The sequence below is a fragment of the Ferruginibacter albus genome (assembly GCF_020042285.1).
Classification (GTDB): domain Bacteria; phylum Bacteroidota; class Bacteroidia; order Chitinophagales; family Chitinophagaceae; genus Ferruginibacter; species Ferruginibacter albus.
In genome coordinates this window covers 918,116-944,775 of sequence record NZ_CP083388.1, presented here as the reverse complement: position 1 = coordinate 944,775, position 26,660 = coordinate 918,116, and the positions used below count along the sequence as shown (strand labels likewise).

Genomic DNA, 26,660 nt, shown 5'->3' with positions numbered 1-26,660 from the left:
AATAACTAAAAAAGCCTTTTACATTTTACTGTACAATCCTGTTGGTATCAGCCGTAAAACAAATGCAATAATTCTCCAGCGCTTTGTAACATACACTATGCGCTTTCTGTTTTCAATTGCATTCAATATTTGTTTAGAAGCTTTTGTAACAGGAGCCACCCAAAACTTTCCCTCTCCTTTTGCCATGGCGGTGTCTACAAATCCCGGTCGTATATCTGTTATAGTGATAGGAAGTTTTGATCTTTTTATTTTCTGTCTCAGCCCTTCTAAATAATTTATTTGAAATGCTTTTGTAGCGTTATAAGCAGGTGCATGCCTGCTGCCACGAAGCCCTGCAATGGAAGTAATAGCAGCAAACTGTCCTTGTTTTTGTTGAAGAAAATACTTGATCGTCCAATTGGCAATTGCTGTAAAGCCGGTAACATTTACATCCAATGTTTCTTTCTCTATAGCAAGATCAAGCTGTTCATTTAATTCTCCTGTCCCCGAACTTAATATTACCAGATCAACCTTACCAAGATCAGCAGCTAATTCATCCAGCTTTTTTGTAACGGCAAGTGTTTCCGTTACATCAAAAGCTGAAACAATAAAATGATCCGGTCTTGTATCTTTTAATTCATCCAACAACTGTTTTCTTCTGCCGGTTATTCCAACAACATAATTATTGTCTGCTAATATGATGGCTAGCTCTCTACCAATTCCTGATGTTGCGCCAATGATAATTGCTTTTTTCATGTATGGATTTGAGGATTTAATCATGTCCATCGGGAAAAATATGCATTACTGAAAACCCGATAAGAAGTACTGTAAGAGCGAGAATTATAACAATGTACAGTAAAAATTTTCGAAGCGTAATTTTCTTAGTAATCATTATTCTTAAATAATATATTCCTAAAATTATAGCCGCCAGTATAACAATATACATTGCAACAAAAACGAATCCTAATAATGAACTAACGTGAAGCGTGCTAATATCGAAAATTATCAATACTGAAACAATAATAGAAAAAACATTAAGATAACGTTGATTATTAAATTGCATATTGCTATTGTATAATTTAGTTCCATCAGAAATAAAGTCTTTTGTTTTCTTCATTTCGTCTGCCAAAACTTGAACCCTTCCCGCCCCTTGATCAACAACATCTTCTGTCTCAGCGAAGTTTTCATTGTATACTCAACAAAAGTATTTAAACATCAACTATGACCCGCCCGCCGAGACGAGTTAAAAGTTCGGGATAGATAGATTTTTCACCCACATCATCATCATCGCTATCATTCCTCCTAATAACATTAAAAGAAAAAGTTACAGTTTTAGTGTGAAAATCCCGCCGGAACGAAAATGCCCAACTTGTATAAAACCTTTGTTAGCAGCATACTCTGCTACACAGAATTTAATAACTTCTCATTATTAGCTTTGCCAATAAGATAATTTGTGAAGGCTGAACACGCAATTAGAAAAAATCTGGCGTCTTCAATGCTTATGTTTTCGTTCTCCATTAGAGCATGTCTTATGCCATTCTTTCCATTTGTGTAAGCATACAATTTTTCAAATGCTAACTTTAAAGTTGGATTAATCTTTTGATTGGTTTCCAATTTATTTAAAGCTTTCCCAAGAGTGTTTTCAGTTGGTTCAATAAGTCTACTGATAACCTCTACCATTGAGATGCTTTCCTTTATTACATTTTTCAAATCAGGCTTTGGTTTTTTCGAAATCAACTCTAAAGCAGAATTTAGATGTTCTTGAATTCCAAAAAGCCCAAATTCGGTTGCAGAATCTTTTACTTGTTCAATTTCGGTAATCTCAGTTTCATTAGTCACCGGAATAAATTTTTTGTCTACAAGTCTAAATCCTGAATGATTAATTTGTAATGTGTCGTCAACATATTTAATGAATCCTTCTATATTATAAATATCGCTTCTCTCTACATGATTAAAGACGAATTCAAAAAATTCATACACTTTATACCAAAGCCCTTTTTCAATATGCTTTCTTACTAAGTCTGCTAATTCATAGTCTTGATTGGGAAAATCGTCAAATGGTTTCCTGAAAAAGTAAAGCCAAGCTAATTGATAAATTCTTCTGTGTTGACTTTTGCCATATCCATATTCTTCTAGTGGGCTATGAATAAACAGATAAAACGAATTCCATAAGTCAATTCGCAATGCGTCGTTAATATTGTCAACTTGAAATGGAAGTTCTACTGGTTCGTAACCATAACGTTTTGAGAATGGTAAGTTATCATTATTTGCTGTCATAAGAGTTGCCGCTTACATATAAATTTATGATATTCGGCATTAGCTACAAAAAAAGCACTTCCCTCACCCCCGCCTTTTAATAGTGTACATTTCACATTGTTTATAACACTAATCACATCAAGCCTTAACATTCTCCTTTTCCAAAAATTATCTTCAATCACATCTCTCCCTCCCCAATAGTTGATATACATCATCTCCTTTATTTTTCTTATCAAATATCAACCTCTACATACACCTGTAACAACATTTTCTTAAGCTACTTATCCTAACTTTTCTTTTAAATAATTCGTATGTTATCATCCCCCCGTTCTCCACCTTATTTATTTACCCGAAACGTTGCCGCTAACGGCAGGAAGCTTTCGGATATTCCCGAAACCTTGCCGACAACAGCAGGGAACTTTCGGATACTTCCGCAAGCTTGTCGCCCATGGCAGGAACATTTCGGGTGCTTCCGAAACCTCGCCACAAACGGCAATAAGCTTTCGGGCACTCCCGCAACCTTGCCGACAACGGCAGAAGACTTTCGGGAAAATAATTATAATCAATCGTAATCACTTTTTAATTCATACACATGTCAATCATAAGCATCGATATAACAAAGCTTCGCAACAGCGAGTTTTTACAGTTCAGCAAAGACTTGCTGGAAATCATAAAACAAAATGATCCTGCCACTTTAAAAGTTACTGAGCAATACAACAGTTTCAACAACATTACCACCGAAATAGACGGGCTTTTTAAAACCCCTACCGGCAGTGCACTTACGCAGGATATTACAGACCTTGATATACGCAGAGACAATGCGATCACCGGCATCAATACAGTTATCCAGGCGCTCAGCTATCATTTTAATTCCGATAAAGCGGCAGCTGCCAACCTGCTGGCGTTTCATTTAAAAAATTATGGTGCCGGCATTGCAAAGGAGAATTACCAGAGTGAAACAGCTATCATTGATAACATTACTGCCGACTGGAGCACTAAGCCCGACCTAGCTGCTGCCATCAATACCTTGAAATTAAATGAATGGGCTGATGAATTGAGTGCAGCCAATAAAGCGTTTAACGAATTGTATATCGATCGTACCAAAGAGCTTGCTGCCGTAAATCCTGACACAATAAAAATAAAAAGACTGGAAGCGGTGCAATTGTACTATGCTCTTAGAGATGTTATCGATGCATGGTACACCATCAACAAAGGTGCTGCCCCTTTTGATAAAGTAACACAGGAATGCAATGCGTTAATAGATCAATACAATACGCTTATTGCAGGAAGAAAAGCCGGAACAACAGACAATACAGCGCCGGAAACTTCAACTACTAATCAATAAAAGAGAGAAAGGGTTCGGTTATTATAATAAAGCTGCCGGTTAATTAACCAGCAGCTTTTTAGTTTGCGTGCTGTTCGTCTTAGAAAGATTTATAAAGTAGATGCCCTTTGTAAAATGTCCTATTTCATTCAGGTTGATCGTGTTGAATCCTTTGTTCAATAACACTGTTTTTTGCAACACTGTTCTTCCCGTAGCATCGGTTATTTTAACTGTTGCATTTTCATTGGCAACAGCATTTGTCTGCAATTGCGTGTATTGGCTCGCAGGGTTTGGCAACACCGTGAATATTGATTCTTCTTTATCTGCACTGTTGAAGGATAATATCGTGCTGTATTTATAACCGCCATCTTTTTCTATCATCTTTAAACGATAATAAACAGTACCGTTGCTTGTCTTACTATCATCGTAAGCATAATTATTAGTGCCTGTATTATTTTGCGCCGCTATAGTAGTAATGGTAGTAAAATGAATACCATCATCACTACGTTGTAATTCAAAACCACTCATATCATATTCATTATCCGAACGCCAGGTAACCGTAATATCCTTACCGGTGTGATACCCGTTAAAGCTCACCAAACGTAAAGGAACAGTTGTGTTGGCACATATTGTTAACTGCGGACGAAGATTAGGCGATGTAGCATAATCAGCTGCATAAAATATCTGCGAGTTATAATAGTTCTCTGTCTGCAGGCGGAACAACATTCCGAAGTTGCTGTCAGGATAATTTATCCAATGCTGTACAAAATCGGTGATATCTATTTCGCAATTCTGTGTAGTGCTGCTACTTTGTGGCAAGGTTACTGGTGTAACTGCATCAACAGGAGGTTCAACATTCCACGTTAAAGTATCAATGATCCAATCAGTAGTTATTTTTTGGAACAAACATGCATTTGCTGTTCCATAAGTTGGTGAACCAGGAATAGCCCATGGATAATTTGTTTTAGCAAATAATTTAAGCTTGGCACTTTTTATAACAGTGCCCGGCGCAATGGTACTTACATCCATCTTAATAATGGTACGGCTGTTACAAATAGGTATTCCTGCTGCATTGCAGGTCCATCCCATTGCAGCTATCTCTGTAGAGTCTGCTGCTGCCGGTGAATCAGGATAACTACTGTTAAATCCTACAGCAGAATAGTTAACATCATTTCTAAAGCTGATGGTTTGACAACCGCTGGTATCTATCGGTGCTCCGCTGGAGATAGGTGAAACATCTCCATCAATGGAAAGTCCTGTTTTATAAACATAAAACGTACCTGCTGCACTGCTGCCGCCATAAGGTACTATCTTTAAGTTGATAGCGCCTGCTACATTTTGTAAAGCTGCAACGCCTTGTAAGTTTACAGGTGTAATATCCGCACCCGAAGATGAATTGCTGCTAAGGCTGATGCTAGTAAATAAGATATAAGGTCCGCCATTTACAGAGTACTCCAGCAATGCCGACGAAGGACCTGTAGTTGAACGCCTGTAATGCAGACTGAAATTATACAATGATAATTGATACCCGTTGGTAGGTGTAATGGTAGCATACACAACCTGGTCACCGCTAATACCATCGTTAGAAGTTGTTGCCCAGTTATTACCACCCCATGCGGTAGCGGCTGCAGAACCGGATACACCAACACCTGTACCCCTGCTAAGCTGCGCCGATACTAAGTTGGCGTGAAGCGTGGTAGCATCAAAAGGACTTACTCCAAAGCTTGATTGATTACTTGCATTCCATACTGCAAACTGCCCATATGAAAAAGAACAAACGCCGTTTAGTAAAACAACCAGCACAAACATTTTTACAGTAAATACTATAGAAGTAGAAAATGATCTCATATAAATAATTAAAAATGGAAAATGTGGGCGGGACAGGATCACTACAAATATTGCAAGGAGATGTTACTTAAAACAATCTTTAAGGTTATGCTTGTATTATGATAGTGTTAAGAAAGGCAGCTTTACCAAATCTTTAAATAACAAGCAAGGATACCCGGGGTTAATATTGGCGTTCTTATTTTGTAGCTGCAATTTTCTTTCAATCCATATAAAAGAGTGAATCGTGAAAAAGAAAGGGTAGCCAATGTAAGGCTACCCTTTTATATTGTGTGAATGATTGCTGTAAAAGATGGTAGAAAGTTTTTTAAAAAAGGTCGTCTTCGCCAAGCTCAGACTGACAGCTTTTTGATATGATCTGTTATGTTGAGCTTGTCGAAACGTGGCAGGTCATATCAAAATACAACGATTAAATTATATTACTTCCCTATATCCGGAGAATCATTTTAATCTATTACGGGCAAGGTATTTCCACCACCTGTAAGTGATTAAAGCCCCCGCTTAACCCCATGAATAATTTCCAGCATTTACCATCGGGAGATTTTAAGATGATGCCGGAGCCGGCATCTGTTACCTGTATATCTCCACCCGTTACCGTTAGTTTGGAAGTGGGCGTAACGGTACCGATGCCCAAACCACCCATCATAGGATTAAAACTGAAGCCGGCTAAGGTTCCGTTACCACATGCATTGGTTACTGTAACAGCTCCTGCAGAAGCAGCACCCACCGATGCAACAATAGCATTGGATGATATTATATTAAAAGATGCCGCAGGCACACCGCCAATGTTAACGGCTGTAACATTGGCAAGATTACTTCCGTTGATTACAACAGCCTGCCCTTGTGTGGCAGTAGTTGGAGTAAAAGAAGAAATTACCGGTAAAGGATTTACGGTTAAGTTCAGCTGAGCTATTGAATCACATTTTCCTTTGCCAAGTGGAAAAGTGGCAGTATATGTTCCACTTGCGGAATAATTTTTCCCATTCCATATATAAGGTACCTTATCGCCACAAATGGCAACATTGGTAGTGCTGGTGCTATTACTCACTACGGTTAAATTCAATGTCGCAACCGAATCGCATGGTTGCCCGGGAATAGTAGCATAATAATTACCCGAAGCAGTATAATCTTGCCCGTTCCAATGAAAAGGGAGCTTATTGGCACAAATAACCGTATCCGTATAACTTTCCTTTTGCGGTAATATAGTTATATCTACCTCCTGAACAGAACAGGGAGTAACTGAAGAAGATACATTATAATAGGAGCCCGGTTCATAAATTATTTGTCCATTCCACTCATAAGGCAATTGATCATAGCATATTGTTTGAGAACTCCTGACAGTATCAGCAGAAATTACAGTAAGCTTTAAATAATGTATTTCGTCTTCACGAAGTTCAGGATTACACCCATGCTCGATAACGTTTTCGTATATCCCCGGTTGAAATATATCAATGTTCAAACCCCAGCTAATAGGCAGCGCACACTCGCTAAGAGTTTCATAAGTAGTATCAGAAGGATAAACAGGCGCATTAAGATTTAATGTAACAATAGAATCGCATCCTTTGCTGCTGATCAAGTTTAAAGTGTAAGTACCCCAGTACCTCTCCCCGAAGCTACTCAAATTGTAACATTCAACAGTGGTATCAACAGTAGTATAAACGGTACAGTTTTGTGCATGCAAGTTGCTAAATGCAAAAATAAATGCAACAGATAGTAAAAGCTTTTTCATTATTGTGTAGATAGATAATTAATTAATGCTCTTGCATTACAGAGGATAGAATAAAGGGATCTAAAAGCAGGTGAGTTTGATAGCGAGGAGGCGAATATATAGAAAAAAGGTTGAATGCTTTAAAAAACATTTAATTAGTACCATCATAATAAACTTCAACCTTAAGATCTATCAAGATAGTTTGATTTTTTGCATTACCTTTTTGCCGATAGATTGCCAATCTTCAGGAGAAAGCTGTGAGCTTTTATTTTCATTACAATAGCTGGTCAATCTTTTAACAGTAAATGCAATAGACCTGCTCGATCTATCATCGGTAAAATCACCCACTATAAATGATTTTGTTGATGGAAAAACCTTTAACGAACCTTGGCCAACAGTAGGAGCAATTTCCTCGTTGCCATGATATGGAAAACTTATGTAGGAATAGGTAAGAATATTATTTTCAAATTTTGATGCCAACGTATACCAACAATAAGTAGCTTTTCCTTCATCGTCAAAATTCATTCCTTCGCATTTTATTTGCTTGTCGTCTTTATCCTTATAAACTTTAAAAATACTAAAAGCTCTATCCTTATCCGGATGTCTATACTCTTCAACATACATTGTAAATATTCTCTCCTTCTTTTTCAAAAGGAAATTCTTTATATCTAAAGGGATGGTAAATTTTACATTAAATAGCTGTTCTAACATATGGCACTATTTTACGTATTGCAAGTTTATCTTAGTTATATTAATATAATATTACCTATATGTTACGCTTTAGCTATTTTAAGTAGTCTTATTCCTGGAGGTACCAATATATTTACCAAACGGCAAAATCGCTAAAAACAAAAAGCAGAGAAATAGCGTGCTTCTCTGCTTTTATCTGGAGAGTCTGATTTATTTAGTGCCCATAACTATCTCAAGTTCGAACTTTTCTATTGAAGATGTAAAAAATATTTTACTGTATCAAATAGAAAATTTAAGCACCTGACTCATAATCAGGGGGTCCCAGGATCGTGCCCTGGTGGGCCCACAATAATAGCAGTAAAGGTTTCAGCAGATTTTGTTGAAGCCTTTTTTCATTAAAAGGCATTGGAAAAGAAATTAGAATTATTTTGGAGTGAGTCATGTGCTCTAACCAACTGAGATATGGGCCCTTCTTCGTGGGATTTTCACAATGCATTTCTCTTTTAAAGCGTAGAAATTATTGTTTTTCGTGTAAGCTAACGTCAAAAACTGATCGTTATTGCAACAGATGATAAGAAAATCCTATCTATTACATGATTTAAGCATTTATTATATAACTTTTGTATGAAAAGCTCTTAAAAGATAAACTTTAAAATAGAATTATTTTAGACTTACTGATTATATACAATAATGTGTATTAAGATAAAGGCAACATTTAAGAAGATACTGCTTTGTATATTAAAGTTGAAAAGTTAATATACTATTAGTTGCAAATACTATCTGATCCGGCTTTCTACTAAAGATATATTAAACTTAATTGGCTCTTTATTTGTAGAAGTACAATAAAAACTATGCAAAACAGGAAGGATACTTATATTGATCAAATCAAAAAATTAATCGAACCTTATCTTCATCAGTATGTTGGGCAAACACCTGTACTTTCATATATTGAACCTGAAAATATTATTACTATTGATGGTAACTTTTTTAATTATTTACCAGAAGAAATTAAACAAGAAGTTGACAGGTTAATTAAAGAACATAATGAATAGAAGAATAACTAATCTTATCGCTAAAATATTATCAGGTGATTCTTAATTAGAAAATTTCACATTGAACTTTCCATTAGTAATCGTGTGAGTAGCGTTATCCCCACTATGTATAATACCGCCACTAAATGTACCACTTACAGATTCAGCATTAATAGAGCTAATAGTAACTGTTCCAATATTGGGACTTATACCATTTGAAAGATAAATAATATTACCTGGTTGTTCAAATAAGCTCATAGAAGTCTTGTAAGTTGCAGCGCTGTAACTATTATCAAAAGTTCCTGCTACAACAGGTGTAGAACCACCTACACCAAATGAAATAAGACTTCCGCTAACACTTCCATTATAGCCTGCAATTCCAATGCTATAACTTCCACTGGTATTTTGATGTGTTGCTACAGCATAAATGCTGAAGTCCGTTGGTTTACCATCAATATCTGCAGATAGTGTAGATGAAGTACCACCGCCACCTGTATTCACAGGATTACTTTTTGAACATGAAGTTAAAAGAACAGATACTATTATAATGGAAAATAAAATTGACTTCATAATTAATGCTTTATAAAACAAATATAACTTATTTGTCTACTTTAGAAGTATTTTAGTTGAACTCATTATCAAATATTCAAAAGTCAATTTGTTATTAACAGGTTTGTATTTTTTAATCCAAAAACTATACCTTGAAATACATCTTAAATTTAGGTAACCATAGCGCAAAAGGGCGAAACTAAATAAAAAGAAAGGCTGCTAAAAATGCAGCCTTTAATAATGATTAATTAAACAAGCATATTTTTTCCGATTCTTGTTTCATATAGTTCTTTCGAAATTTCTTGTACTTTATGTATTGTAATAACCGCAGAAGGCATTTTTAAAATTTCTCTTGCTGCATTTTTCATCTCATCAATATTTTTTTCTGCTGTTGTATAATAGTATGCTTCACCAGAATTTAATATTTCTTGTCCATATATGTCAACGTAAGTAAAACTATAAAATTTCATAATGAGTTTTGTTTCTATAAAGTTACAAATTTTACTTCATTCGTACATTCCCTGTTAGCACCTTTATAAGCAAGCATTTTGTTTGCTAAACTTTTAATTGCATTCTCAAATTTTAATACACCAGAGTCTTTCCGATTGTTATAACATAATGCAATTTTGCTACATACGCTTTATCTTCTCTGAAATCAGGAATATCAATAAACTGTGTAACATTTGATACTATTTGCTTAGGTAGAATTTTCATAACTAAATGTAATTAAAAAGGCTGCATTTTGCAGCCTTAAAATATGCAATCATGTTTTAGTTGCTAATTAAGCAGCCTATTAGAACATCCATTAGCGGTTATAATGATAGTACCACTCCAATTGTGAACCAAAGATGAGGCAGTAAAAGTATAAGTACCGATTGGCAATGTAAAATTTGCACAATAATTGGAGCCACAAGCAGGCGTGGAATTATAATAATAGCTTCCGTTTATTGTACCTTTCACATCACCGGTAGTTGTGTGAATGGTGACGGTGGCATTTGTGCCTCCTGAATTATACCAAAATATGGCATTACCTTGATACTGGCAGGTTCCATTATCTACGGTTGCTAATGGGTTGTAATTAATTGAGGTTGGATCCTTACATCCGTAAACTGGTATGCCACCTCCACCATTGTTTGTACTTTCTTTTGAACAGCTAAATAAAGCTGCATTAAGCAGCAAAACTGCAAGAGTGTTTTTGAGATTCATTTTTCGAAGTTTTTTGGCAGTTCTATGTTCCTTAGAACCCTAGTTTTTGAAGGTAAAAAGCGTGGAACAAATTTGCTTCTATAGCCAAGGCACTTCGACGAGCCTAATACAGAAAGCAATTGCCCACGCTAAGGCGTGAGCGTTTTAAATGCTTTTTCTCCTGTATTATTTTGGAAGTGTCGAAGTTCCGGCTATGAGAAAAACAAAAAACGCTAATATTTTATTAGTGGCTAAGATACCAATTCAAACAAAAAGTTTAAGGAAAATTTTGGAGGCTCTTTTTAGTTGATTCTTTTTATAACAATTCCTTCATTTCATCCGATAGTGTGGAGATATATCTTTGTGCCCTCTCTCTGATCACGTTTTAGTTTTACACCGATCAAGCAAGTCGTTAGTTAAGGGGCTGAGTTTCTTCAACCCCTTGCTTATTTTATCCTGATGAATAGATGCACCCTTTTTTATTACATTTGAAATATGACTAAAAATTTCAAACCTCTTTATGTGATAATAGCAACTATTTCTATTTTAGTATTTGTTGAATATAAAGATTGGAAGGTTGATAAAGCTATTACTATAAGAAATTGTAAAACTGTAAAAATGCCGATACAAGGGGTAATTTTAGGGTCAGCGGGCAAAAATTCATATACGGTTATACTTGTAAACAATATCAAGGATGAGGTAGGGATGAATACATCAAAAGAGATTTTAAAAAAGGGTTTCGACCAGTATATGTTTGAAAAAGGAGATTCCATAATAAAAAATGCAAATTCCAATACAGTAATGTTCAAAAGAGGAGACAGTGTGATTGTTTATACTATTGGATGTGATGATTAACCAACTCTGTCCGTAGTTTAACAGGTATAAAGTTACGGCACATCCAAATAAAAAAGCTTACGACACCCGAGCTTAATATCAAAATATCTACACTTAAATAAATATCTAACAGATTATATACGCTATTCTTTAATTCTTAGCTTCAGATAAACCTTACATCTTTATATATATAACTTGCACAATTACCTTCTTAGGAAACTATATCGCTGTTAACTAAGGGATAAAACTAAAAAATTTATTACCGTTGCATGTGATTATGTAAGGCGATCACTAAGTCAGAGATATTAAATGGCTTTTCTATGATTCCGTCTGCGTGAAGAGTTTTGTAATCTCTTAAAGTGGATGGGCTGGCAGACATTAAGATAGTAGGAATGTCCTTAGTGGAATCGTTTGTTTTTAATTCATAACATATTTCTCTTCCATCTGCTTCGGACAGCATAACATCGAGTAAGACAATATTAGGTCGTTCGATATTTAATTCTTTGAAAAAAGAATCTTTTGTAGAAGTGTAACGTACAGTGTATCCACGCATAGTAATACAACCTCCAGTACGTCTAATAATTCCTTAGAGTCATCTAATATAAGTATCGCAGCCATCTTCCTTAGATAATAGAAAAGAGTTATTAATGGCTAACGGGTTAGTAATGCAAAACTACTAAAAATGATAAAAAAAACAATATATATGTAACATAGGTGAAGCAACAGGCATATATTAACTAGTATTTGGCTCATAGAAGCGGTAAAACCAATCCTCATTTACTCTTCTTAAAGGCTATTGCAGATTTTTTTAAAATGGATGTCAAAGACTTTCTTTAAATGAAAATATAGTGTATATTGTATTAATGGAGACAATCAGAATGAGTTTAGAGGATTTCCGGCAGTTATCTGATGGCAATCACCCTGAATCTACAACATCAATAGTCAACAAAATTAAACAGGGATATTCCTATATTATTGTAGGCAATAAAAAAGAATTTAAGCTAATACTCTATAAGGATGCAGATGGTAAAGAAATTATTGGATTAAATGAAGTGTGACTTTTAATATAGTTTATTTATAGGCTTGTTATCATACAAGCTTTTTTATTTCCTACCGGTGGTCTAAGAGCGATATAGTTTACCATAAAGAGAGGCTTAATTGCCACCCATTTTTTTGGATTACAAACAGGCACTACTTTTTAGCTGTAGATTTTTTCTTGGTTGACTTTGTAGATGATACTTTAGGAACGTGAGAATCTTTTTCAGTTATCTCTATAACTCGATCAAGTAATTCCTTTGCAAATTGAACCAGATCTTTTCCTTTAATTACCTTTCCTGAAGTCACGCTTTCTGCTACGGCTAAGTTTTTTTTTGATTTAAATAAATATTGTGAAATGGCTTTAAGATTTGTTTCATTATACATAACTATAATCTGGCTTTAAAAATATAAACAATCAAAAACTGCCGAAAAGAAAATTTATATTTACCAAAGCTAGATTAGCAATTGGTAGAAATTGAATATTAAAAAGCCCGGGAAATATCCCCGAGCTTACCCACATCTTATTTTATTCCCCTTAAATAACATCGGGCAAAGCATATACGATAAAAATTATCCTGTAGTTTAAGAATGATTTTATAGATTCTGCTCTGTTTATTAATCAAAATAAAAAAGGAAGCAAAGCTTCCTTTTTTATCATACTAACATTTTCAAGAAATTATTCTTCATCTTCTTCATCCTTCATTGTTCCTGCTTTTTTAGCATATTGGTTGGATGCTTTTGCAGAATGCTGACCAGCCTTGCTATGATGAGCTGAAGCTGCTTGTGCATGATAACCTGCTTTTTCATGTTCCCCTTTTTGTGAATGCTCAGAAGCTTTGCGATGATGTTTTGCAGCTTCTTCATTATGTTTTGCTGCTTCGTCGTGATGTTTAGTTGGCATATAATTTAAATTTAGTTACTATCAGAAGTTTATTTCATAACTATTTTTTCTACGTAGTAAACTAAAAAGGTGTACTTCAATTAAGTACAAAGGATCGCCATCTTCCCCTTTAGTGGATGGGATGAATCCAAAATCATAAGGGAAAACCATACCTGCAGGCAAAAACTTATGAAGTTTGAAAAGTTTATTCTTTGGATCGTAGTCATATTTTTCTGTACTTCCTTTTGGAGTTTCAATAATAATATCCACTGTTTTCATACTTTTTTATAGATATTAATACAAAATATTTGCCGAAACGAGTAGTGTAGAATGAGTTTCTAATAGCTAAAACAATTTTAATTGAATTTCTTTATATTCTTTTTTGGGTGGTTTAGCATTTCCAAAAACTGTCTTACCTCCATATTTCCACGAATCTTCTCTTTCTTTTTTGATTAGTTCATCAAAACTATTATTTGGAATAAAGTTCTGTTCTGAAGCAGCCGCTAATTCATGCAATTTTTTAATAGCATCATTCTTTTCACTATTACCCAACTTGGCTTTTTGTACAGCAGTTTGAAGGGTGGCAATGGTTTCATCATATACTTTCGTAGGAACAGGAAAAGGATGACCATCCTTGCCTCCATGTGCAAATGAAAATCGTGCAGGATCTTTAAATCGAGACGGCGTTCCATGTATTACTTCACTTACGAGAGTTAATGACTGCAAAGTTCTTGGTCCTATGCCCTGTAATAATAAAAGGTCTTCGAAATTTGTGAGATTTTGTTCATGTGCGAGCCATAACACAGTCCCTAATCGCTTAAGATTAATATCTTCTGCTTGTACGTTATGATGGGCAGGCATAATTAATTGAGGTAACTCTTTTAATAATTCTTGTGGTTTTTGTCCTGCTATGTTTATAATTCCTTCGCGTGTCTGTTTTGCATCAGATGCAGTAAGATTTAATATCGCTCCTTGATTTATACCGCATATTCCTGTGTGAGGCTCTTCAACAAAAGAAATAATATTGTTGGAATGCCAATGATAACGTCTGGCTGTTTATCTCCTGTACGCATTCCCTGTTGCACAACAGTCCAGTCTCCCGAATTACTTACAATGAAATTATGCGTATATAATTGGAAGCCATCTTGGATAGCTGTATTGTCTACTTTAGCGCTTAATTTACTACACCGTACTAACTCATTTCCGTTCAAACTTATAGTGTCAGCTAATCTCATCAATTCGTTGGGAGTTTCTTTTGAAAATTTGCCTTTACCACCACAGATATAAAGGCCTAATTGTTTTGAATGTGGATTTACAGCTCTTTTTAATGCTCCCATTACTGAAGTGGTGATACCGGAAGAATGCCAGTCCATACCCATTACTGCACCCAGACTTTGAAACCAAAAGGGATCAGACAACTTGCGCAACATTTCATCCTGTCCATATTCAGTAAGTATGGCCTCTGTAATTGCTAAACCTAATTTAGCCATTCTATCAGCCAGCCATTTTGGTACATAACCATAGTGAAGAGGAAGATTAGCCGCACCCGAACGTATCATAACTTAAATTTACGAAACATATAGACCAATGCTATTACATCTTTTTTAAGATTCTTATACTATTATCAGTAATTGAAATTTTAAATTGTTTCAATTATTCCCCACTTATTTGACATTGTTTATTTGTATACACACATTAAATCGAGAAGGAGAATATCTACAATTGGAGTAATATTTGATTTGATAGATATAAACTGAAATTATGTTCACCAAAGATTCAAAAAAGGAAAAGAAGAAAGTTAAGAGTGTCAAAGTAAATACGGTAACCCGAACCAAAAAAGAAACCGACACACCACAATTTACAACTCCTGATAGATCCGGCAATGCAAGGGCAGATCAGAATAATCAATAAAAAGCAGTATATGAAAACAGATCAAACAAAATCAACCAGACAGCAGACAACAAAAAATTCATCCCAGTCAAAACAAACTCCTGAAAATAAAAATAATTTAGACAGCAGAAAAAATAAAGAGTACAATCTTAAAGGAGATGATATAACGCATAATAAGAAAGAAGGGCATAAGGTTAAATAGGCTATTTTTTTATAGCACTTATCTCTCCATTTCTTTCAATATAAATTTTATCTATTTTGGTTAGGTCTTCTGTTAATGCAGATTTGCGTACTCCCTGTAAGATATCTTCTTTGCATACCAATGCGCTGTCAAAATTCTTTTGAATAAAATTTCCATCTTTATACAAGGTTATTTTTTCGCCTTCAATTATTCTACTGAGAAATTTAGAATTGACAATTGCCCATCCCAAAACGCGATGAACAATTACAATGACCAGGCATGCTGTTATTACCGGGATAAATGGTGACACGCCGACTACTGCTCTTCCTAAAATAGTACCTAACAAGATAACAATGATATTATCCAAAGCTGTACGTATTCCAAAGGAGCGCCGCCCTGATATTCTTATGAGTACAAGTGCATAAATAAAAATTACAATTACTCTGCAACTCATTTGAAGAATGTTTAAATCTCTTCCTCTGCCGAATATTTCATATATAAGTTCCATGGCGTGAAATTTATTTTTATAAATCAAATTATACGCCACTATAGCAAACTGTAGATATTCTTACACAATACAAATGCATTATTCAAATAATAGTAAGGGCTTTTATTTGGACTGTTTATTGAGTAATGATAATAAAATTTTGAATGGATTTAAGTTCAGGTTATCCCTATTTCCTGATTAAAACCGGATTGCCTTTTAATTATCAAAAGCTGGAAGCATCTCTAAAAACAGACGTATTGATATTAGGCGGCGGTATATCTGGTGCTTTAACTGCTTATTATTTAACGAGCGCAGGAATAAATTGCGTAGTGATAGATTCCAGAGGCATTGGATTAGGAAGTTCTGCTGCCAGTACGTCTTTATTGCAATATGAATTGGATACTTCTCTTGTAACATTGATAAACAAGGTCGGTAAAGCAAATGCTGTAAATGCGTATCAATTATGTGTAGAGGCAATAAATAAGTTGGGTAAGCTCTCCGACAAAATAGGTAATAGAGATTTTGAGTTCAAACAAAGCCTATATTATGCTGCAACCAAAAAAGATGTTTCTTTTTTAAAAAATGAATTTGCCGTCCGTAAAGAAAACGGATTAGATGTTAGCTATCTTAATGGCTCAGATATTAATTCAAAATTTGGCTTTACTGCTCCTGGTGCTATTCTTTCTGCTACAGCAGGGCAAACTGATTGTTATATGCTCACGCATTCTTTACACCAGTCCGCTATTAAGAAAGGGTTGAAAGTTTACGATAATACGTCAATAGTTAAAATTGACCATGGTAAAAGATCAATAGCTGCAGTGGCTGAAAATGGGTGTATAATAAAAGCAAAGAAAATAGTTTATGCAACAGGCTACGAGGTTATGCATCTTATTGATAAGAAAATAGTAACCTTTAATTCTACATATGCGTGTGCAAGCGAACAGCAAAACAATCAAACAAAACTTTGGAAAGACGACGTTTTGTTATGGAATACTGCCGATCCTTATTTATACCTGCGCAGCACTAATGATAAACGCATTATTATCGGAGGCAGAGATGAAAAATTTTATGATCCCAATAAAAGAGACAAGTTGTTAAAACGAAAGACAAAGCAACTGGCAAAGGATTTTAAAGAGTTATTTCCTGCCATACCCTTTAAACCGGAGTTTAGTTGGACAGGAACTTTCGGTGTTACAAAAGATGGTCTACCTTTTATAGGGCAGTATAAAAAATTACCTAACAGCTTTTTTGCACTGGGTTTTGGTGGCAATGGTATTGTTTTCAGTTTAATAGCAGCAGAAATCTTGCAGGATATTTTTTTAGGAAAGAAAAGTAAATCAGCGCCTATCTTCTCTTTTGAGCGACTGTAACAGAAATGGTACATTTTATGTTTTAGGGTAAACATGCCGTCATCTGTTATATCAACAACTTATTATGATTCATCAACCGCTACGTTGCGTATAATATATCTATCTGGTGCTGTATATGATTATCTAAACGTTCCCGAAAAAGTTTTTACTGCGATGCGGAAAGCTATTTCAAAAGGTAGCTTTCTAAACAAGTATATAAAAGGATATTATGAATTTAAAAAAATAAACTGATTAGCATTCTTAAAATTAATAAAATGAAGAAATTAAATTTGAAAAGAGATGGAGCCGCAGAAAGTTTATGGCAATATGACCAACCTGCATACAAGCCTCATGCTTCAAAAAATAAAGAAGAATTTGATGTAATTATTGCCGGAGGCGGAATAACAGGCGTAACTACCGCCTTACTGTTACAAAAAAGTGGATTGCAGTGTGCTATACTTGAATCCAATTCACTTTGTTTTGGAACTACCGGAGGAACGACAGCTCACTTAAATACGTTGCTTGATACTACCTATGAACAAATTGCTTCCAATTTTGGAAAAGAAAATGCCAAACTGGTTGCCGATGAAGTTAAAAAAGCTATAGCCTTAATTAAAAATAATATTAAACAATATAGCATTGACTGTGATTTTAAAGATGCTTCTGCGTTTTTATTTTCTCAATCTGAAAAACAAACAGAAGAACTAAAAACCATTTACAAAGCAGCAAAAGAGGTAGATATTGAAGTGGCATACGCAGATAAAATACCTGTTCATATACCTTTTGAAAAAGCAATTGAGGTAAAAGGACAGGCAAAGTTTAATCCGGTTCATTATGTTTTTGCGTTGGCAAATGAGTTTGAAAAAGCCGGAGGCGTAATCATTGAAAATTGTTGTGTACATAGTGTAGAACAAAATGAAGTTGTTGATATAAAAACTAGCACAAAAGATTTTAAGTCAACCTATTTTATTTATGCTACACATATTCCTCCGGGCATTACTTTTTTTAATATGCGCTGTGCGCCCTATCGCAGTTATGCAATGGCAGTACTACTCAATAAAAACTACCCTCAAAACCTATGTTATGATATGTATGATCCGTATCATTATTATCGTACCCAGGAAGTAAATGGACAAAAGTTTTTAATAGCCGGTGGTGAAGATCATAAAACAGCTCATGAAGAAAATACAGAACATTGTTTCTTAAAGTTAGAAAGCCATATTCGCAAGTATTTTGATGTAAAGGAAATTGCTTTTAAATGGTCGTCTCAATATTTTGAGCCTAATGATGGCTTGTCATATATTGGCAACATGCCTGGTAATCCAGGTAATATATTAGTAGCAACAGGTTTTGGTGGAAACGGGATGGTATACAGCCATGTTGCCGCACAGTTACTGCATGACATTGTTTTGAATAAGCAAAATGATGCTATTGCTCTTTTTAACCCAAATAGGATAAAACCCATTGCAGGATTTTCCAATTTTATAAAAGAAAATGTAGATGTAATTAAGAAGTTTGCAGGGAAGTTTTTTTCTTCTGCAGAAGTACAGGAATTATCAGAAATAGCAAAAGGTGAAGGGAAGATCATAAAATATCATGATGAGTCTATTGCTTTATATAAAGATGAACAAGGAAAACTATATGCGTTAAATCCTATATGCACACACATGAAATGTAATGTAGAATGGAACGCTGTAGAAAAATCTTGGGACTGCCCTTGTCATGGGGCACGATATGATATTAATGGAAAAGTGCTAACAGGTCCGGCTGACTTGGATTTGGAAGTTGTTCAGATTACTACTTAGTTAAACCAAATAATCTTTTATAAACTGGATCATGAAATAATTAAAGTATTTCTAAGTAAAGATTTGCTATCTTCCTATAATAACATTTACTATGTTTTTACATCTGCATCCATTACAAAGAATTCTACTAAGTCTTATTGTATCTGTTCTAATCTATTGTTGCATTTATAGATTGCATTTAGATGTGTTGCTGATAATTTTAATTCTTTGGACTGGATTTGCAATAGCTTTTATTTCTACAAGTGCATTTGTATTCTTTAACCTGCCTGTTTGAGAAATTATTAAAAAGGCGAATAAAGAAGATGGGAGTCGACTGTTTGTATTATTGAGTGTACTTTTTTCCGAATGAACCTAAGCCTGACTACCTTAATTTTGCTTATTTTTCTTTTGTTATTGGAATGACTTTTCAAGTTTCTGATGTCCAAGTGTCGGATCGCCATATACGCAGAACAGTGTTAGCACATGGCATATTATCTTTTGCTCTCAATACCTTTGTGGTTGCCCTTACAATTAATCTCATTGCAGGATTACGGCACTAAGCCATATAGCCAACTGATCAGAATTACAGTGATTGAAAAATTTGTTGAATATCGTAATAGCTAAAAGGTTTATGAATAAAAAGCATGGGCACCCTTTTGTAAGCCCAAGGCTTCTGTTTCTTCATTGCCAAAGGCAGTAACAACAAATAATTTTGAATTGCTATAGCGTCTCAATTTATCAATATAGTCAGTGTTTAATCCATATGGCGAGTTGCTATCTAAAAAGATTACATTGTAATCTGTTGTTCGTAATAAGGTAAAGCATCTGTAACAGTCTGAACACAATCAGTGTGTATCTTCTTTTGTTTGGCAAAAGTTGTCAAGAGAAAACAAATATCTTGTTGGTCTTCTATAATTAATACTTTACTCAGGACTTACTTCAACCCAAATAACTTGCCATGAATCAAGCTGCACAAGTTTAAATGAAAACTTCAAATTAAAATAGCATTTGTCTAGTAATAAGTAAAAGTATTAGGCAAAAATTTTTACTCTCAGGGTAACAAAACACTAATGACGAATTAAAGTGTGTAAAAAGTTCCCCAAAAATATTTTACTGCTTTAGTGTTTAAAGGTCAAAATAAATGGCATGATTCTACAAGAATAAAATAATGATCCTTCTTATTTTTTACTCACTAAAACTTTTTCTATGTTAAAATAGGCAGCTATATTTTTTGTGATTGCTATTGTCGCAGCTATTTTCGAATTTACTGGAATAGCAGCAGGAGCAGCTTCAATTGCTAAAACCTTGTTTTTTATATTTATTGTGATCGTTTTAGTGATGGTTACATTAGGAGTCACTATTATGAAAAAATAATGGACTCTTTCATTCTCAATTTCTAAAATTTATATACATGAACTCTAAAAAAATTATTGCAGGAATAGTAATTGGCACTGCAATCGGTATTCTCATAGCACCTCGTAAAGGATCTGAAACAAGAAAAAAAATTGCAGGGTCAGTTAATGATATAGCCGATTTTATTGAAGATAAGATAAATGCTATACGCCAAGAGGTACATAGCGAAGTTGATGCAGTAGCAGACCAAATTACAAACAAAGTAGAAAATGCCGAATCGAAAATAAATGAGGCTTTAACCTAGGTGTTTTATCCCTTTTAATATAAAGTATATGACGTATTGCTTAGGTATAAAAGTCAAGCAAGGAATTGTCGGCATTGCTGATACACGGATATCTGCCGGTACTACAACTACAATAAAGAAAAAAGTATTTGTGGTGCAAGATGCCCACAACAGTTTTTTTATTATGACAAGTGGCTTGCGATCTGTAAGAGATAAAGCAGTTCATTATTTCACTGAATTAATTGAAAAAGGAATTGTGTATGATAAGTTGTACATGGCAGTAAATGCATTTGGACAACAAATAAAACGAGTAGCAGATGAAGATCTCGCAGCCTTAACTAAGGGAGGATATAGATTTAATCTGAATGCAATTGTTGGTGGACAATTGCGAGGTGATGAAGAGCATAAATTGTTTCTCTTATATTCTGAGGGCAATTGGGTAGAACTGGATGAGGGTAGTCCCTTTGCTATTATTGGAAATGATGGACAGGGAAAAGCAATTTTAAACCGTGTAATACATGAAAATATTTCTCTTCGTCAGGCTTTAAAAGCAGGTTATGTTTCTTTTGATTCCACCCGCGTAAGTTCTAATAATGTTGCCTTTCCGATTGATGTAGTAACGTATGAAAAAGACAGTTTTCATATTTCTGAAAATAGATACGAATTTAATGACCTGGAGCCTATTACTTCTGCATGGAATAAAAAATTGACTGAAGCGCTTAATGAGATACCTGAAGAATGGATAGATAAAGCGTTTAAAAAATAATTAAATAAAACTTTCATGGAATTTGAAGTACATAGTGAATTACAGTATAAAGTGCTAATGCCGACTACCTTTATTTTTAATTTACAGGTTCCTACTACCAGTAGTCAATCTGTTATAAAAGAAACCCTGGTAACAGACCCAGTCTTAAAATTTGAAGAATTTCATTCTCCAAGCATTGATGCAAGGTTTTTAAGATTACAAGTTAATAAAGGAATTAATTTTAAAATTAGGTACGATGCTACCATAGATTTGAATTATAAGATTGTAAATCGAGATCAATTATTACAAACGGTTCCTGTATTCAAGTTAGATGCTGAAGTGATACCATATCTTTTTCCAAGCCGATATTGTCAATCAGATAAACTTCAAAAACTCGCATTTAAAGAGTTTGGTGATATCGAAAATACCTATGCAAAGGTGCTAGCAATTACTGAATGGATATATAACAATGTAGAGTACGTTAGTGGCAGTACTAATTCCAGTACTTCAGCACATGATACATTAACTGAAAGAGCAGGCGTATGCAGGGATTTTGCTCATTTAGGAATTACGCTATGTAGGGCACTGTCTATTCCTGCAAGATATTTTACAGCTTATGCATATGATCTTACACCTCCTGATTTTCATGCATGCTTTGAAGCTTATATAGGTGGAGAATGGATATTTTTTGATCCGACTAAACTGGTTCCAGTCAATGGATTAGTAAAAATTGCCAATGGAAGAGATGCTGCAGATGCTCCGGTTGCAAGTACATTTGGTAAAACTATTTGTACCTTGATGAACGTGAAGTGTGAAACAAAGGATACGAATTTTAAACCCTTTACCTATGCTATGAGCAAACAGCGCGGCTTATCTTATCAATAAAATTATAAAGAATTTATTTTTCTAATGAAGTTTCTAGGGCTATAAATAAATTTCAAGTTCATCTATTTCTTTTCTTAAAATTATTAAAAACCTTCTTCTAAATAAAAAGCCATCGCAGATGCAATGACTTTCTATCTTTTTGATCGAACTAAATGATTGATTAAAAAATGAATTTCAAAACTATCTTTTCTTTATGAAAGTTCAATGAAGATTCCTATTTCATTCTGCTTTATAGCTTACAAGTTAATTATTTACTAAGCTATAAATTCATTCTGAAATAGTCAATCAGGTGATTCTAAAAGTAAGATTAATTCGAGGAGCGATTTCCTTTTTGGTTTTGGCAATATGATGTTCCCAATAATCTTGCATAGGACAGCCATTAATAAAAAGGAGCCATGAGTCAACGGGATAGACATTGGCTTTAGATCTTTATTAAACTTATGTCTTATTTGAAAAGCCCTTGTCTCTCCAAAACTGACAGAGGCTATAGGAGTATTTGTACCACCTTCTGGTTTTTTATCACTATGCCAGCTTACAGAATCGTTGCCATCCCTATAATAATTAAGTAAAACATTATTGAATCTGCTGCCGCTAACAATTTCTACCTCTTCCTTAATTTCCAAGAGTTCATCTGTCCATTGATTAAACGCTTTCTTACCATACCAGGCAGTAAGCCTGGGATCATCTACTACCTTATCATACATCTTTCTTTGATTTTGTTGCCATGGTATAGTATGCAACAATATCTCATAAAAATTATCAGACTTTTCTTTATCAAAAAATTGTTGTCTTAATGTAAGATCGGCATCAGGAATATCAAAATGAATAATGCGTTTTTTGCCGTCATCAAAAACCTGCAAATCATCAAAAAGCGTAAGCATCTAATTTTTTTATTAAAGTTACTGCGTTTATTTGTTTTGCTAAAATATTTAGCGCATGAAAAAATTTCATGAAATTTTTTCTTACAAATTGAAAAAATGACCTTTTTATTGAAATGGTATTGGGGTTGCTATGTACTTTTTAAAAAAAGGAGGTAATTATGAACAACCTAATCAAAAGAAAACAAGACAATCAGCCGGCAAATTTTGGAAATGTTATTAATGATATCTTCCAAAATAATCTTAACCGGTTTTCAGTGATGATTTTTGGGGATTTAGCGGATTAAATTCTCAAAGTAATGTTCCTGTTAACATTGAAGAAACTGATAATTCTTATGAAGTGGAACTGGTAGCTCCGGGACTGCAGAAAAAGGATTTCAATATCAGTATCAACAATGATATCTTAACTATTGGCTTTAAGCATAGCGAAGAAAACAAACAGGAAAATAAAAAATGGATAACCCAGCAATACAGGCAACAGGAATTCACCAGAACATTCGCATTAGACAAAACTGTTAACACTGAAAAAATTGTAGCAAATTATGAAAACGGTATTCTTAAAATTTCTATTCCAAAAAATGAGCAAGCTAAAAAAGTATCTCGCCTTATTGAAATTCAATAATGATAAAGATGATCCTTTTTTAGTGTATTAACTGAAATCACAACAAAGGGATGTTAATCATCCCTTTGTTGCTATTATTTTATGCAAACCACTTACTACATACAGTTCACAATAAAAACACCCAATGATTTTCAAAGCTTTGGGAAATTCTTTATTGGAAATAATCGGTTAGTAGCAAATGCAATTTTTGAAAAGTTAAAGGGCTCTGATGAAGTAAGTGAAAAGGCTATTTTACAATTAGATTTTATTGAGTGGAAAAACAACTTACCGGTAAATATTAAGGTCTTGCAATGTACGTTAAACGAAATGGGTGATAACTGCAAAATAATTACTAAAGAAATATTCAAAAATTTTAGTTTAATCGAAAAGATATTTTATAGTGACAATGATAGTGATTAAGTAAAAAGTTAATTAAAGTCTTCCCATGCAATTCCATTAATGTATATTCATCACAATCTCCCTCGGCATGAATTGATAATACAAACCAGCCATGTTCCGGTGCTTGTCCTTTGATGATCAACGCACTGTTTTTCAAATATGCAATTTCATGTTCATTAACCAGATAGGTGTCAGGTATCCTGTGGACCAATACATCGGGATGTAAGAGGTTTATAACATCCATTATTGTTTCTCCTATTGATATTATTTCAACTTCTGTTGGAAGTGATATGAAATCTGTTTCCGTAGAAAAATAAATGGTGGCATCAAAACAAATAGAATGGTCTTCAGGTTTTAATTTATAATCGTTGATAAATTCTTTCAATGGCTGGTTTATTGTCTTCATCTTAATTTTTTATCCTTTGATTGATTTTATTAATTGTTTCTTCACTACAATCCTTTTGAGGCTTTATTGATAAATAATAATTACCATATCGAAGATTTGTTCCTTTTATTATCAGACATTCATCAGGTGTGTAACTTATTTGTTCCTTTCCTGCGATAAAAGTATTGGGTATTTTGTAGGTTTGAGTTGTATTTTGCAATAAATAAACAATATCAATTCCTGTTTTACCAATGGTAATAATTTGAACCTCCGTTGGAAATTGTATTGAATTCATATCACTCATAAAATAAATCATTGCTTCAAAACAGATAATATCATTATCGAACTTATTCAATCTATAATCAGCAATAAATTGACTAAGGGGCTTAAACTTTGTCTTCATGGCTGTTAAATTTAGTTAAGTAATTATTTATAGAAGTTCAAAAAATCTGCCCGATTACGGGAAATATCTCATTATTGAAAGAGATGAATGAAAATTACGAGTTAGCTGATTTTGAACTTAAATTATGAGTATAATCGTGAATATTACCGGTAAGAATTAGTTTTTCCAAGATTCTTAATTCATAGGATTAGAGGAAACACATCCCAAGCAAACGCCTTTTCTTCTAAGGTTAATAAATTAATTACATCATCCAGTCCTCTTATTACTTAGAAGAAATTCTATAAGAGCTATATAGGCCATTTCTTTTTTAAGCCATATTAGCAACACTAAGAACAAGATTTATGTGAACTTTTAGGTCAAGGTTAGCGAAATTTAACTTCACAGTAATTAAAAAGCAATTAAACGATAGTTCTTACGATGTTCTTAAAGATAATTGGTACTCCTGGATGGAATTGATTCATCTCGATTAATGGATATTAGTAAACGCTTTTTGAAAGAACAGCAGGATTATATAATCTTGTTGTTTTTTATACTTCTCTATACAGTTTGTATATTTCCTAATAAGTAATTTAGGGTTCTTTATTATTCAATCTTGCAAGCATACTTTTCATTTGTTCAATCTCTTTTTCCTGTGATTGAATAATTTGTTCCGATAATTTTTTTACTTCAGGATCTTTAATGTTTGCGTTTTTACTTGTCATTATTGCCGAGGAATGATGAGGAATCATCGCTTCCATATAATTTTTGTCGCCAATAGGAGTTTGTGTTCTAAGCAGGAAAAATGTTGTAATAAAAATAACTATTCCTGATATTATAATTATTTAATTCAACTTTTTGTTTGTATACATTTTATCCATCATTAAAATCATTATTACAGCCATTGGAGCTGTCATAAGTATTGCCATATAAAACCTAGTAAGACTTAAATAAATATGACTTATATCATCTACATTCAAAAACATCACCGAATACATAACTACGAAAGAAATTATTAGCATAACTAGAAAAGTTCTATAATTCATAGAAGGATATTTATTGTGAAGAATTATTGTTATTGCTTATTTCCGAAAAACGTCTACAGAAAAGGCTCAAATAACATGCCACCGCATTCATAGAGAATATCTTAGATACCTGGGGACACTATTTATTACCTAACTTTACTTCAAGCCTCTAATTCCCGTTATAGTTTTGATGCATATATTATAAATCAACTAAGATGCCAATATTAATTTAAATGAGTCCACAATCATTCGAGTTTTTTACGTCTTTTTAAAAAATGAATATAATTAAATGAAGTCAAGCACGCAATAATGCTTCAACAATATTTTGAATAGAAAGAATTTTAAAAGGCTTATGTATAAAATCGTCTACTCCCTTTAGCCTCGCAGAAGTTTCTATTACTTCATTAGCAAATGCCGTTATCATAATTACTTTTGTAATACTTTGCTTTTTTATCTTTTCAATATTATCAATACCAAAACCGTCTGGTAAATTGTTGTCTAAAAAGATGCAGTCATATTGGTGTGTTTCAAGTAATGAATAACCTTGTGCTAAAGTATGCGCTGTATCACATGAAACGCCATTTCGTTTTAGGATATTTGATAATAAAAAGCAGATATCCTCCTGATCATCAATAATTAATACTTTGCTCATGGCAGTGATGAAAGCAAAATTGAGCCATTTAATCTTACTTTATAGTTTTTGCCAAGAGGGGAATT

The 26,660-nt window shown here is 33.8% G+C and carries 34 protein-coding genes and 1 pseudogene; 16 read left to right on the top strand and 19 right to left on the bottom strand.

Annotated elements, in window-relative coordinates; all coding sequences use genetic code 11:
- Positions 1 to 18: 18 nt before the first annotated feature.
- Positions 19 to 735 carry an SDR family NAD(P)-dependent oxidoreductase gene (locus K9M53_RS04200; protein ID WP_224018296.1) on the bottom strand — a complete coding sequence of 239 codons (717 nt, stop codon included), beginning with the start codon at positions 733 to 735 and terminating at the stop codon, positions 19 to 21.
- A gap of 645 nt (positions 736 to 1,380) precedes the next feature.
- Positions 1,381 to 2,256 carry an AbiJ-NTD4 domain-containing protein gene (locus tag K9M53_RS04195; protein ID WP_224018294.1) on the bottom strand — a complete coding sequence of 292 codons (876 nt, stop codon included), beginning with the start codon at positions 2,254 to 2,256 and terminating at the stop codon, positions 1,381 to 1,383.
- Positions 2,257 to 2,546: 290 nt separating this feature from the next.
- On the opposite strand from K9M53_RS04195, the gene K9M53_RS04190 reads away from it, so the two are divergent.
- Positions 2,547 to 2,807: a hypothetical protein gene (locus K9M53_RS04190; protein WP_224018292.1), complete on the top strand. Its 261-nt coding sequence runs from the start codon at positions 2,547 to 2,549 to the stop codon at positions 2,805 to 2,807.
- Positions 2,808 to 2,827: 20 nt separating this feature from the next.
- Complete coding sequence (locus tag K9M53_RS04185) at positions 2,828 to 3,580, top strand: DUF6261 family protein (RefSeq protein ID WP_224018290.1); 753 nt, start codon at positions 2,828 to 2,830, stop codon at positions 3,578 to 3,580.
- Positions 3,581 to 3,619: 39 nt separating this feature from the next.
- Here K9M53_RS04185 and K9M53_RS04180 read toward each other — a convergent pair whose 3' ends face one another.
- The 3 genes from K9M53_RS04180 to K9M53_RS04170 all read right to left on the bottom strand — a co-directional run bounded on the left by K9M53_RS04180 (position 3,620) and on the right by K9M53_RS04170 (position 7,823).
- Complete coding sequence (locus K9M53_RS04180) at positions 3,620 to 5,407, bottom strand: T9SS type A sorting domain-containing protein (protein WP_224018288.1); 1,788 nt, start codon at positions 5,405 to 5,407, stop codon at positions 3,620 to 3,622.
- A gap of 451 nt (positions 5,408 to 5,858) precedes the next feature.
- The gene (locus K9M53_RS04175) at positions 5,859 to 7,133 is read right to left on the bottom strand and encodes an IPT/TIG domain-containing protein (RefSeq protein WP_224018286.1); all 1,275 of its coding nucleotides are present in this window, start codon (positions 7,131 to 7,133) and stop codon (positions 5,859 to 5,861) included.
- Positions 7,134 to 7,304: 171 nt separating this feature from the next.
- The gene (locus K9M53_RS04170) at positions 7,305 to 7,823 is read right to left on the bottom strand and encodes a hypothetical protein (RefSeq protein WP_224018284.1); all 519 of its coding nucleotides are present in this window, start codon (positions 7,821 to 7,823) and stop codon (positions 7,305 to 7,307) included.
- An 830-nt stretch (positions 7,824 to 8,653) separates the two neighbouring features.
- Between K9M53_RS04170 and K9M53_RS04165 the strand changes: the two genes are divergently transcribed.
- Positions 8,654 to 8,854: a hypothetical protein gene (locus K9M53_RS04165; protein ID WP_224018282.1), complete on the top strand. Its 201-nt coding sequence runs from the start codon at positions 8,654 to 8,656 to the stop codon at positions 8,852 to 8,854.
- Between the two features lie 42 nt (positions 8,855 to 8,896).
- Here K9M53_RS04165 and K9M53_RS04160 read toward each other — a convergent pair whose 3' ends face one another.
- The 3 genes from K9M53_RS04160 to K9M53_RS04150 form a co-directional block, all read right to left on the bottom strand.
- Positions 8,897 to 9,403: a hypothetical protein gene (locus K9M53_RS04160; protein ID WP_224018280.1), complete on the bottom strand. Its 507-nt coding sequence runs from the start codon at positions 9,401 to 9,403 to the stop codon at positions 8,897 to 8,899.
- Positions 9,404 to 9,630: 227 nt separating this feature from the next.
- Positions 9,631 to 9,852, bottom strand: a complete 222-nt coding sequence (locus K9M53_RS04155; RefSeq protein ID WP_224018277.1) for a hypothetical protein — start codon at positions 9,850 to 9,852, stop codon at positions 9,631 to 9,633.
- Positions 9,853 to 10,159: 307 nt separating this feature from the next.
- Positions 10,160 to 10,588, bottom strand: coding sequence for a hypothetical protein (locus K9M53_RS04150; RefSeq protein ID WP_224018274.1), 429 nt, complete (start codon positions 10,586 to 10,588; stop codon positions 10,160 to 10,162).
- Positions 10,589 to 11,062: 474 nt separating this feature from the next.
- Here K9M53_RS04150 and K9M53_RS04145 point away from each other — a divergent pair, with 474 nt between their 5' ends.
- Positions 11,063 to 11,422, top strand: a complete 360-nt coding sequence (locus K9M53_RS04145) for a hypothetical protein (RefSeq protein WP_224018272.1) — start codon at positions 11,063 to 11,065, stop codon at positions 11,420 to 11,422.
- Between the two features lie 238 nt (positions 11,423 to 11,660).
- On the opposite strand, the gene K9M53_RS04140 is transcribed toward K9M53_RS04145, so the two are convergent.
- Positions 11,661 to 11,954 (bottom strand): response regulator, encoded by a 294-nt coding sequence (locus K9M53_RS04140; RefSeq protein WP_224018270.1) that lies wholly within the window; start codon positions 11,952 to 11,954, stop codon positions 11,661 to 11,663.
- A gap of 310 nt (positions 11,955 to 12,264) precedes the next feature.
- Between K9M53_RS04140 and K9M53_RS04135 the strand changes: the two genes are divergently transcribed.
- Complete coding sequence (locus K9M53_RS04135; RefSeq protein WP_224018268.1) at positions 12,265 to 12,459, top strand: hypothetical protein; 195 nt, start codon at positions 12,265 to 12,267, stop codon at positions 12,457 to 12,459.
- A 133-nt stretch (positions 12,460 to 12,592) separates the two neighbouring features.
- On the opposite strand, the gene K9M53_RS04130 is transcribed toward K9M53_RS04135, so the two are convergent.
- The 4 genes and pseudogenes from K9M53_RS04130 to K9M53_RS16170 form a co-directional block, all read right to left on the bottom strand.
- Positions 12,593 to 12,823 (bottom strand): hypothetical protein, encoded by a 231-nt coding sequence (locus K9M53_RS04130; RefSeq protein ID WP_224018265.1) that lies wholly within the window; start codon positions 12,821 to 12,823, stop codon positions 12,593 to 12,595.
- A 292-nt stretch (positions 12,824 to 13,115) separates the two neighbouring features.
- Complete coding sequence (locus tag K9M53_RS04125; protein WP_224018263.1) at positions 13,116 to 13,340, bottom strand: hypothetical protein; 225 nt, start codon at positions 13,338 to 13,340, stop codon at positions 13,116 to 13,118.
- 21 nt (positions 13,341 to 13,361) lie between these two features.
- The gene (locus K9M53_RS04120; protein WP_224018261.1) at positions 13,362 to 13,598 is read right to left on the bottom strand and encodes an inorganic diphosphatase; all 237 of its coding nucleotides are present in this window, start codon (positions 13,596 to 13,598) and stop codon (positions 13,362 to 13,364) included.
- A gap of 66 nt (positions 13,599 to 13,664) precedes the next feature.
- A pseudogene (locus tag K9M53_RS16170) lies at positions 13,665 to 14,809 on the bottom strand (DUF763 domain-containing protein).
- A gap of 271 nt (positions 14,810 to 15,080) precedes the next feature.
- On the opposite strand from K9M53_RS16170, the gene K9M53_RS04110 reads away from it, so the two are divergent.
- The gene (locus tag K9M53_RS04110) at positions 15,081 to 15,230 is read left to right on the top strand and encodes a hypothetical protein (RefSeq protein WP_224018259.1); all 150 of its coding nucleotides are present in this window, start codon (positions 15,081 to 15,083) and stop codon (positions 15,228 to 15,230) included.
- A gap of 10 nt (positions 15,231 to 15,240) precedes the next feature.
- Positions 15,241 to 15,411, top strand: a complete 171-nt coding sequence (locus K9M53_RS04105; protein ID WP_224018258.1) for a hypothetical protein — start codon at positions 15,241 to 15,243, stop codon at positions 15,409 to 15,411.
- A 1-nt stretch (position 15,412) separates the two neighbouring features.
- On the opposite strand, the gene K9M53_RS04100 is transcribed toward K9M53_RS04105, so the two are convergent.
- The gene (locus K9M53_RS04100) at positions 15,413 to 15,898 is read right to left on the bottom strand and encodes a DUF421 domain-containing protein (protein ID WP_224018257.1); all 486 of its coding nucleotides are present in this window, start codon (positions 15,896 to 15,898) and stop codon (positions 15,413 to 15,415) included.
- A 143-nt stretch (positions 15,899 to 16,041) separates the two neighbouring features.
- Between K9M53_RS04100 and K9M53_RS04095 the strand changes: the two genes are divergently transcribed.
- The 8 genes from K9M53_RS04095 (at position 16,042) to K9M53_RS04060 (ending at position 22,276) form a co-directional block, all read left to right on the top strand.
- Positions 16,042 to 17,247: an NAD(P)/FAD-dependent oxidoreductase gene (locus K9M53_RS04095; RefSeq protein WP_224018256.1), complete on the top strand. Its 1,206-nt coding sequence runs from the start codon at positions 16,042 to 16,044 to the stop codon at positions 17,245 to 17,247.
- Positions 17,248 to 17,280: 33 nt separating this feature from the next.
- The gene (locus K9M53_RS04090) at positions 17,281 to 17,478 is read left to right on the top strand and encodes a KTSC domain-containing protein (RefSeq protein ID WP_224018255.1); all 198 of its coding nucleotides are present in this window, start codon (positions 17,281 to 17,283) and stop codon (positions 17,476 to 17,478) included.
- A 23-nt stretch (positions 17,479 to 17,501) separates the two neighbouring features.
- Positions 17,502 to 19,031 carry an FAD-dependent oxidoreductase gene (locus K9M53_RS04085; protein WP_224018254.1) on the top strand — a complete coding sequence of 510 codons (1,530 nt, stop codon included), beginning with the start codon at positions 17,502 to 17,504 and terminating at the stop codon, positions 19,029 to 19,031.
- A gap of 329 nt (positions 19,032 to 19,360) precedes the next feature.
- A complete protein-coding gene (locus K9M53_RS04080; protein ID WP_224018253.1) occupies positions 19,361 to 19,570 on the top strand; it encodes a DUF1345 domain-containing protein in 210 nt (69 codons plus the stop codon).
- 673 nt (positions 19,571 to 20,243) lie between these two features.
- Positions 20,244 to 20,384 (top strand): DUF1328 family protein, encoded by a 141-nt coding sequence (locus K9M53_RS04075; RefSeq protein WP_224018252.1) that lies wholly within the window; start codon positions 20,244 to 20,246, stop codon positions 20,382 to 20,384.
- Between the two features lie 37 nt (positions 20,385 to 20,421).
- Entirely contained in the window at positions 20,422 to 20,667 is a 246-nt protein-coding gene (locus tag K9M53_RS04070; protein WP_224018250.1) for a YtxH domain-containing protein, read from the top strand.
- Between the two features lie 28 nt (positions 20,668 to 20,695).
- The gene (locus K9M53_RS04065) at positions 20,696 to 21,412 is read left to right on the top strand and encodes a hypothetical protein (protein WP_224018248.1); all 717 of its coding nucleotides are present in this window, start codon (positions 20,696 to 20,698) and stop codon (positions 21,410 to 21,412) included.
- A 15-nt stretch (positions 21,413 to 21,427) separates the two neighbouring features.
- Positions 21,428 to 22,276 carry a transglutaminase-like domain-containing protein gene (locus K9M53_RS04060; protein WP_224018247.1) on the top strand — a complete coding sequence of 283 codons (849 nt, stop codon included), beginning with the start codon at positions 21,428 to 21,430 and terminating at the stop codon, positions 22,274 to 22,276.
- A gap of 281 nt (positions 22,277 to 22,557) precedes the next feature.
- On the opposite strand, the gene K9M53_RS04055 is transcribed toward K9M53_RS04060, so the two are convergent.
- The gene (locus K9M53_RS04055; RefSeq protein WP_224018245.1) at positions 22,558 to 23,157 is read right to left on the bottom strand and encodes an alpha-ketoglutarate-dependent dioxygenase AlkB family protein; all 600 of its coding nucleotides are present in this window, start codon (positions 23,155 to 23,157) and stop codon (positions 22,558 to 22,560) included.
- 310 nt (positions 23,158 to 23,467) lie between these two features.
- Between K9M53_RS04055 and K9M53_RS04050 the strand changes: the two genes are divergently transcribed.
- Entirely contained in the window at positions 23,468 to 23,776 is a 309-nt protein-coding gene (locus K9M53_RS04050) for an Hsp20/alpha crystallin family protein (protein ID WP_224019172.1), read from the top strand.
- 352 nt (positions 23,777 to 24,128) lie between these two features.
- Here K9M53_RS04050 and K9M53_RS04045 read toward each other — a convergent pair whose 3' ends face one another.
- The 4 genes from K9M53_RS04045 to K9M53_RS04030 form a co-directional block, all read right to left on the bottom strand.
- Complete coding sequence (locus K9M53_RS04045; protein WP_224018243.1) at positions 24,129 to 24,560, bottom strand: hypothetical protein; 432 nt, start codon at positions 24,558 to 24,560, stop codon at positions 24,129 to 24,131.
- Position 24,561: 1 nt separating this feature from the next.
- On the bottom strand, positions 24,562 to 24,942 hold the full coding sequence (locus K9M53_RS04040) for a hypothetical protein (protein ID WP_224018241.1): 381 nt from the start codon (positions 24,940 to 24,942) through the stop codon (positions 24,562 to 24,564).
- 569 nt (positions 24,943 to 25,511) lie between these two features.
- The gene (locus tag K9M53_RS04035) at positions 25,512 to 25,679 is read right to left on the bottom strand and encodes a DUF305 domain-containing protein (RefSeq protein WP_224018239.1); all 168 of its coding nucleotides are present in this window, start codon (positions 25,677 to 25,679) and stop codon (positions 25,512 to 25,514) included.
- Between the two features lie 559 nt (positions 25,680 to 26,238).
- Positions 26,239 to 26,595 carry a response regulator gene (locus K9M53_RS04030; protein WP_224018237.1) on the bottom strand — a complete coding sequence of 119 codons (357 nt, stop codon included), beginning with the start codon at positions 26,593 to 26,595 and terminating at the stop codon, positions 26,239 to 26,241.
- Positions 26,596 to 26,660: the final 65 nt, after the last annotated feature.

What these genes read in the sequence shown, in the direction of transcription:
- K9M53_RS04170 (WP_224018284.1), bottom strand. Translation starts at nt 7,823, where the DNA reads ATGTTAGAACAGCTATTTAATGTAAAATTTACCATCCCTTTAGATATA.
- K9M53_RS04030 (WP_224018237.1), bottom strand. Translation starts at nt 26,595, where the DNA reads ATGAGCAAAGTATTAATTATTGATGATCAGGAGGATATCTGCTTTTTA.
- K9M53_RS04175 (WP_224018286.1), bottom strand. Translation starts at nt 7,133, where the DNA reads ATGAAAAAGCTTTTACTATCTGTTGCATTTATTTTTGCATTTAGCAAC.
- K9M53_RS04060 (WP_224018247.1), top strand. Translation starts at nt 21,428, where the DNA reads ATGGAATTTGAAGTACATAGTGAATTACAGTATAAAGTGCTAATGCCG.
- K9M53_RS04130 (WP_224018265.1), bottom strand. Translation starts at nt 12,823, where the DNA reads ATGTATAATGAAACAAATCTTAAAGCCATTTCACAATATTTATTTAAA.
- K9M53_RS04085 (WP_224018254.1), top strand. Translation starts at nt 17,502, where the DNA reads ATGAAGAAATTAAATTTGAAAAGAGATGGAGCCGCAGAAAGTTTATGG.
- K9M53_RS04105 (WP_224018258.1), top strand. Translation starts at nt 15,241, where the DNA reads ATGAAAACAGATCAAACAAAATCAACCAGACAGCAGACAACAAAAAAT.
- K9M53_RS04120 (WP_224018261.1), bottom strand. Translation starts at nt 13,598, where the DNA reads ATGAAAACAGTGGATATTATTATTGAAACTCCAAAAGGAAGTACAGAA.
- K9M53_RS04190 (WP_224018292.1), top strand. Translation starts at nt 2,547, where the DNA reads ATGTTATCATCCCCCCGTTCTCCACCTTATTTATTTACCCGAAACGTT.
- K9M53_RS04135 (WP_224018268.1), top strand. Translation starts at nt 12,265, where the DNA reads ATGGAGACAATCAGAATGAGTTTAGAGGATTTCCGGCAGTTATCTGAT.
- K9M53_RS04155 (WP_224018277.1), bottom strand. Translation starts at nt 9,852, where the DNA reads ATGAAATTTTATAGTTTTACTTACGTTGACATATATGGACAAGAAATA.
- K9M53_RS04185 (WP_224018290.1), top strand. Translation starts at nt 2,828, where the DNA reads ATGTCAATCATAAGCATCGATATAACAAAGCTTCGCAACAGCGAGTTT.
- K9M53_RS04035 (WP_224018239.1), bottom strand. Translation starts at nt 25,679, where the DNA reads ATGGAAGCGATGATTCCTCATCATTCCTCGGCAATAATGACAAGTAAA.
- K9M53_RS04045 (WP_224018243.1), bottom strand. Translation starts at nt 24,560, where the DNA reads ATGAAGACAATAAACCAGCCATTGAAAGAATTTATCAACGATTATAAA.
- K9M53_RS04200 (WP_224018296.1), bottom strand. Translation starts at nt 735, where the DNA reads ATGAAAAAAGCAATTATCATTGGCGCAACATCAGGAATTGGTAGAGAG.
- K9M53_RS04195 (WP_224018294.1), bottom strand. Translation starts at nt 2,256, where the DNA reads ATGACAGCAAATAATGATAACTTACCATTCTCAAAACGTTATGGTTAC.
- K9M53_RS04180 (WP_224018288.1), bottom strand. Translation starts at nt 5,407, where the DNA reads ATGAGATCATTTTCTACTTCTATAGTATTTACTGTAAAAATGTTTGTG.
- K9M53_RS04160 (WP_224018280.1), bottom strand. Translation starts at nt 9,403, where the DNA reads ATGAAGTCAATTTTATTTTCCATTATAATAGTATCTGTTCTTTTAACT.
- K9M53_RS04110 (WP_224018259.1), top strand. Translation starts at nt 15,081, where the DNA reads ATGTTCACCAAAGATTCAAAAAAGGAAAAGAAGAAAGTTAAGAGTGTC.
- K9M53_RS04090 (WP_224018255.1), top strand. Translation starts at nt 17,281, where the DNA reads ATGCCGTCATCTGTTATATCAACAACTTATTATGATTCATCAACCGCT.
- K9M53_RS04100 (WP_224018257.1), bottom strand. Translation starts at nt 15,898, where the DNA reads ATGGAACTTATATATGAAATATTCGGCAGAGGAAGAGATTTAAACATT.
- K9M53_RS04040 (WP_224018241.1), bottom strand. Translation starts at nt 24,942, where the DNA reads ATGAAGACAAAGTTTAAGCCCCTTAGTCAATTTATTGCTGATTATAGA.
- K9M53_RS04095 (WP_224018256.1), top strand. Translation starts at nt 16,042, where the DNA reads ATGGATTTAAGTTCAGGTTATCCCTATTTCCTGATTAAAACCGGATTG.
- K9M53_RS04145 (WP_224018272.1), top strand. Translation starts at nt 11,063, where the DNA reads ATGACTAAAAATTTCAAACCTCTTTATGTGATAATAGCAACTATTTCT.
- K9M53_RS04125 (WP_224018263.1), bottom strand. Translation starts at nt 13,340, where the DNA reads ATGCCAACTAAACATCACGACGAAGCAGCAAAACATAATGAAGAAGCT.
- K9M53_RS04065 (WP_224018248.1), top strand. Translation starts at nt 20,696, where the DNA reads ATGACGTATTGCTTAGGTATAAAAGTCAAGCAAGGAATTGTCGGCATT.
- K9M53_RS04070 (WP_224018250.1), top strand. Translation starts at nt 20,422, where the DNA reads ATGAACTCTAAAAAAATTATTGCAGGAATAGTAATTGGCACTGCAATC.
- K9M53_RS04165 (WP_224018282.1), top strand. Translation starts at nt 8,654, where the DNA reads ATGCAAAACAGGAAGGATACTTATATTGATCAAATCAAAAAATTAATC.
- K9M53_RS04150 (WP_224018274.1), bottom strand. Translation starts at nt 10,588, where the DNA reads ATGAATCTCAAAAACACTCTTGCAGTTTTGCTGCTTAATGCAGCTTTA.
- K9M53_RS04055 (WP_224018245.1), bottom strand. Translation starts at nt 23,157, where the DNA reads ATGCTTACGCTTTTTGATGATTTGCAGGTTTTTGATGACGGCAAAAAA.
- K9M53_RS04140 (WP_224018270.1), bottom strand. Translation starts at nt 11,954, where the DNA reads ATGCGTGGATACACTGTACGTTACACTTCTACAAAAGATTCTTTTTTC.